The 4,166-nt window shown below is 64.8% G+C and carries 4 protein-coding genes and 1 pseudogene; 1 reads left to right on the top strand and 4 read right to left on the bottom strand.

Annotated elements, in window-relative coordinates:
• The 3 genes and pseudogenes from EOA33_RS26355 to EOA33_RS26345 form a co-directional block, all read right to left on the bottom strand.
• Window positions 1–386: ATP-binding cassette domain-containing protein (locus EOA33_RS26355; RefSeq protein WP_145989288.1), on the bottom strand; the 386-nt coding region annotated here is incomplete at its 3' end.
• Window positions 387–415: 29 nt separating this feature from the next.
• Window positions 416–1,354 (bottom strand): sugar ABC transporter substrate-binding protein, encoded by a 939-nt coding sequence (locus tag EOA33_RS26350; protein WP_126056026.1) that lies wholly within the window; start codon window positions 1,352–1,354, stop codon window positions 416–418.
• Window positions 1,355–1,488: 134 nt separating this feature from the next.
• Window positions 1,489–2,391 (bottom strand): annotated as a pseudogene (locus EOA33_RS26345) (ABC transporter permease).
• Between the two features lie 312 nt (window positions 2,392–2,703).
• On the opposite strand from EOA33_RS26345, the gene EOA33_RS26340 reads away from it, so the two are divergent.
• Window positions 2,704–3,666: a sugar-binding transcriptional regulator gene (locus tag EOA33_RS26340; RefSeq protein ID WP_126056025.1), complete on the top strand. Its 963-nt coding sequence runs from the start codon at window positions 2,704–2,706 to the stop codon at window positions 3,664–3,666.
• Here the strand turns inward: EOA33_RS26340 and EOA33_RS39290 are convergent.
• Window positions 3,656–4,166: hypothetical protein (locus EOA33_RS39290; protein WP_190234379.1), on the bottom strand; the 511-nt coding region annotated here is incomplete at its 5' end. The genes EOA33_RS26340 and EOA33_RS39290 overlap by 11 nt on opposite strands.

Below are 4,166 nucleotides of genomic sequence, written 5' to 3'. Positions count from 1 at the left end.
GCATTCATGGTCGCGCGATCGATGCGGCCGCCGCGCATCGGCAGGCGCCCGACATAGACGTTCTCCGCCACCGACAGGTCCGGCAGCAGCTTCAATTCCTGATGGATCATGCCGACGCCGGCCTCGATGGCCGCGGCCGGATTGGCGGGGGAGTAGGGCTTCCCCCGCCAGATGATGGTGCCGGCATCGGGCTTGGTCGAACCGGCGATGATGTTGGAGACGGTCGACTTGCCGGCGCCGTTCTCGCCGAGCAGCGCCACGACCTCGCCCGGCCGCACTTCGAAGCTCGCATCGGCCAGGACCTGCACCGGCCCGTAGCTCTTGCACAGACCGCTGACGAAGAGCCCATTGTGCGGGCTTCCGCTTTGGCGAGGGTCAGGGGACATCATGGCGCTCTCTAGAAGGGTGTCAGTCCTTACGGATGCTTGGCGATGAACTGCTCGACATTGTCCTTGGTGGTCAGCGTCGCTTCCTGCAGCTGTTCGGCGGGGATCTTGTCGCCGGCCACCAGCTTGATCGCCGCGTCGACGGCGAGCCGGCCCATGCCCTGCGTCTGCTGGGTGGCGGTGACGTCGAACACGCCGTCCTTCAAGGCCTTCAGCGCCGCCACGTCGCCGTCAAAGCCGGCAACCCACACCTTGTGGCCGGGATTGGCGACCTTGACCGCCTGCGCGGCGCCCAGCGCCAGCGCGTCGGCCTGGCCGAACACGATCGACACCTCGGGATGCGACTGCAGCAGGTCCTGCGTCAGCTTGAAGCCCTCATCCTGGTGCCAGCCTTCGCTCCACAGCTCGCCAACCACCTTGATGTCGGGATAGGCCTTGAGCGCCTCGCCGCAGCCCTTCGAGCGGTCGACTTCCGGCGTCGTGCCCTTCTGGCCATGGATGATGATCATCTCGCCCTTGCCGCCGGCCTGCTTGGCGATGTAGTCGCACACGCCCTGGGCCGAGGCGACGCTGTTGGTGGCGATGAAAGTGTCGCCCGGCGCGCCGTCGGCGTTGCGGTCGACATTGACGACCGGGAGGCCGGCGGCCTTCGCCGTCTTGGTCGGCACGGTTGCGGCGGTGGCGCCGGCCGGGATGTAGATCAGCGCGTCGATGTTCTGCGTGATTAGGTCCTGCACCTGGCTGACCTGGGTGGCCGAATCGCCCTTGGCGTCGACGGTGACAACCTCGATGCCCTTCTCCTTGGCATAAGCCTCAACCGACTGCTTGATCTGGTTGAAGAAGTCGGCCTGCAGGTTGGCGACAGCCAGTCCGAGCTTCTTGGCGTCCTTGGCCGAAGCGGCGTCGGACAGGCCAAGCAGCGGGATGATGGCCGCGGCGGCAAGCAAGAGTGATCGTTTGGTCAGCATGGTTTTCCTCCGTTGATATTCAATCTGTTCCGCCCGCGCATCACGGCGCCCCATGGCCGAACATTCCCAGTCTCGGATCGACCGATCCGTCTATCGCCCGGAGATCCGGGCGAATTCTCATTGCGCCCGGCTCCTCACTGTGCTCTGCGCCGCCAGGTGTCGGTGGCGACGGCAAGCGCGATCACCACGCCGATCACCACCTGCTGGATGAAGGGCGAAACGCCAAGCAAGTTGAGCCCGTTGCGCAGCACGCCGATGATGAGCACGCCGACCGCCGTGCCGCCGATCGAGCCGACGCCGCCCGAAAGGCTGGCGCCGCCGATGACCACGGCAGCGATCGTGTCGAGCTCGTAGCCGAGGCCAGAGCTTGGCTGTACGGAATCGAGCCTTGCGGCGAGCACGATGCCGGCAAGTCCGGCGAGCACGCCGCAGATCGCATAGACCCAGTTGGTCAGTGACCTCACCGGAATGCCGGACAGGCGCGCGACTTCGGCGCTGCCGCCGACCGCGTAGAGGCTGCGACCGGTGGCGCGGTAGTTGAGGAAGATGGCGATCGTCTTCGCCATCTTCCTCAACTACCGCGCCACCGACATCATGGCCAGCGTGGCGATGAAAGGCGGCAGCCTGGTCACCGTCACAAGCAGACCCGAAACGAGGCCGCAAAGGCCGGCGACGACGAGCGCCGCGGCAACGCCGGCCGGCATCCCGAGATTGAGATAGTCGGGGTGGGCGACGAAGCCCATCACCATCGAGGCCAGCGCCAGCACCGAGCCGACCGAAAGATCGATGCCGCCGATCAGGATGACCAGCGTCATGCCGATCGCCATGATGCCGAGCACGGTGATCTGGTCGAGCACGTTGAGGATGTTTCGCACCGTCAGGAAGGTGTCGGTTGTCATCGTCAGCGCCAGGCACAGCAGCGCCAGCCCGATCAGCGGTCCCATGGTTCCGGCAAACAGCGCCGAAAGCTTTGCGCCGGTCGAGCCTTGCGCGCTCGTCACGCCCTTCAGCTCGCTTGCATCGTTGCTCACAGCCACTTCGTCTCCTCCGTCGGCGGACAGGCGATGCGTCGCCGTCCGTTCTTGTTCACCAGGCATCCTCCCTTGTGAACAATTTATCTTTGATATGCAATTTTGTTCAGCTAATCTGTTCATCAGAAAATTGTCAAGGGCCGTCGCGCCGCTCAGCGGCGGTTTGCGCCACCCAACGGATTGCCCTAGGAGGGCAAGGGCATCATGCGCGACCGGAATCAGTTTTCTGGTCCGAAGCCGGTGCCGTCAGGTCGTGGAGTGGACCAAGACGACCGGACGAACGACGCTGGCTGGCGACAGCGGCAGGAGGGCATGAGGATGGCGGTGATCGAGAACGAGAAGGCCTCGCGCTTCCCGGACGCCGAGCTCAAGGCGCGCGCTGCCTGGCACTATTATGTCGAGGGTCTGACGCAGGAGCGCATCTCGGAGATCCTCGGCATCGGCCGCATCAAGGTGCATCGTATCCTCTCCGCCGCCCGCGAGGAGGGCGTGGTCCAGTTCCGCATCCGCGACAGCGTCGTCGAATGCGTGCAGCTCGAGGAGAGCCTGAAGCAGCGCTTTGGCCTGAGCCAGGCCGTTGTCGTGCCGTCGGCCGCGGACAGAAGCAACGCGCCGCTGATGATCGGCCATGCCGCGGCAACCTATCTGGCCGACAACGTCAATCCCGGTGATGTCATCGCGCTCGGCTGGGGCCGCACGCTGAAATTCGCCATCAACGAACTGCCCCGGCGGCCGATTGCCAGGACCACGGTGGTCTCGATGCTTGGCGGCCTCACTCACGCGCAGCCGCTCAACCCGACCGAGAGCGCCTGGGAGTTCGCCGAGAAGATCGGCGCCGAATGCTATCTGCTGCCCGTGCCGGTCTATGCTGACAGGCCGGAACAGCGCGATGCCTTCATGAGCCAGCGCAGCGTCCAGGACGTCGTCTTCCGTGCCCGGCGCGCCAACATCGCCGTGCTCAGCGTCGGCGCCTTCTCCGGCAACAGCCCGATCGCCAATTACGGCTTCATCAAGCCTAGCGAGCTCGAGGAATTGCAGGCGGCCGGCGCTGTCGGCGACATCCTCTGCTACTTCATCGACGTCGAGGGCCGCCCCATCGACCATGAGGTCAACCGTCGCGTCTGCGCCTTTCCGCTGCAGGATCTCTCCGATATTCCGTCGATCATCCTGGTTTCGGGTGGGCAGGACAAGGTGGCCGTCATGCGCGCCGCGCTTGCCAACACCAGGGTCTCGGTGCTGATCACCGACGAGGACGCAGCCAAGGGCCTGCTCAGTCGCTGAATTCGCAAGGCTTCGGACGGCGCTCGTACGACCAGTCAGAGAGATTGACCGGCGTGAACTTCCCCTCGATCGGCTTGCCGTCGTCCAGATCCTGCGAGGCGACACCCTTGCCGGTGAGGAAATTGATGTCGCAACTGCCGAGCGTCGTCTCGACGCCATCCACCGTCTGCTTGTTCCAGTCCCAGTTGCGGCTGTAGCCGCCGACCAGGAACCTGCCTCGGCGGTAGACGATCGTCAGCGTTTCTTCCGTCGATTTGCTGGCGCCGCAGCCGAAGCAGGACGTGATCGCCACCGATCCCTTGCCCTTGCTTTCGAGATCGATGATACGGTCTTCGGTCAGTCCCTTCCTGACGAAATCAGGCCGCGGGGGAGGATCAAGGTGGTCCTCGCCGGCTGCCAGATAGATGATGAGATCGGCCGGCGCGCCGGGCTCCTGCATCACCACAACCCTGTCCATCTTGCCGTCACGGTCGATGTCGAGTTTGAGCTCGAATGCCGGC

It is taken from the genome of Mesorhizobium sp. M4A.F.Ca.ET.050.02.1.1, from assembly GCF_003997725.1.
Taxonomy (GTDB): Bacteria; Pseudomonadota; Alphaproteobacteria; order Rhizobiales; family Rhizobiaceae; genus Mesorhizobium.
Note: the sequence above shows the minus strand (reverse complement) of the source record. Positions and strands in the feature narration are given on the sequence as shown.

What these genes read in the sequence shown, in the direction of transcription:
- EOA33_RS26350 (WP_126056026.1), bottom strand. Translation starts at nt 1,354, where the DNA reads ATGCTGACCAAACGATCACTCTTGCTTGCCGCCGCGGCCATCATCCCG.
- EOA33_RS26340 (WP_126056025.1), top strand. Translation starts at nt 2,704, where the DNA reads ATGGCGGTGATCGAGAACGAGAAGGCCTCGCGCTTCCCGGACGCCGAG.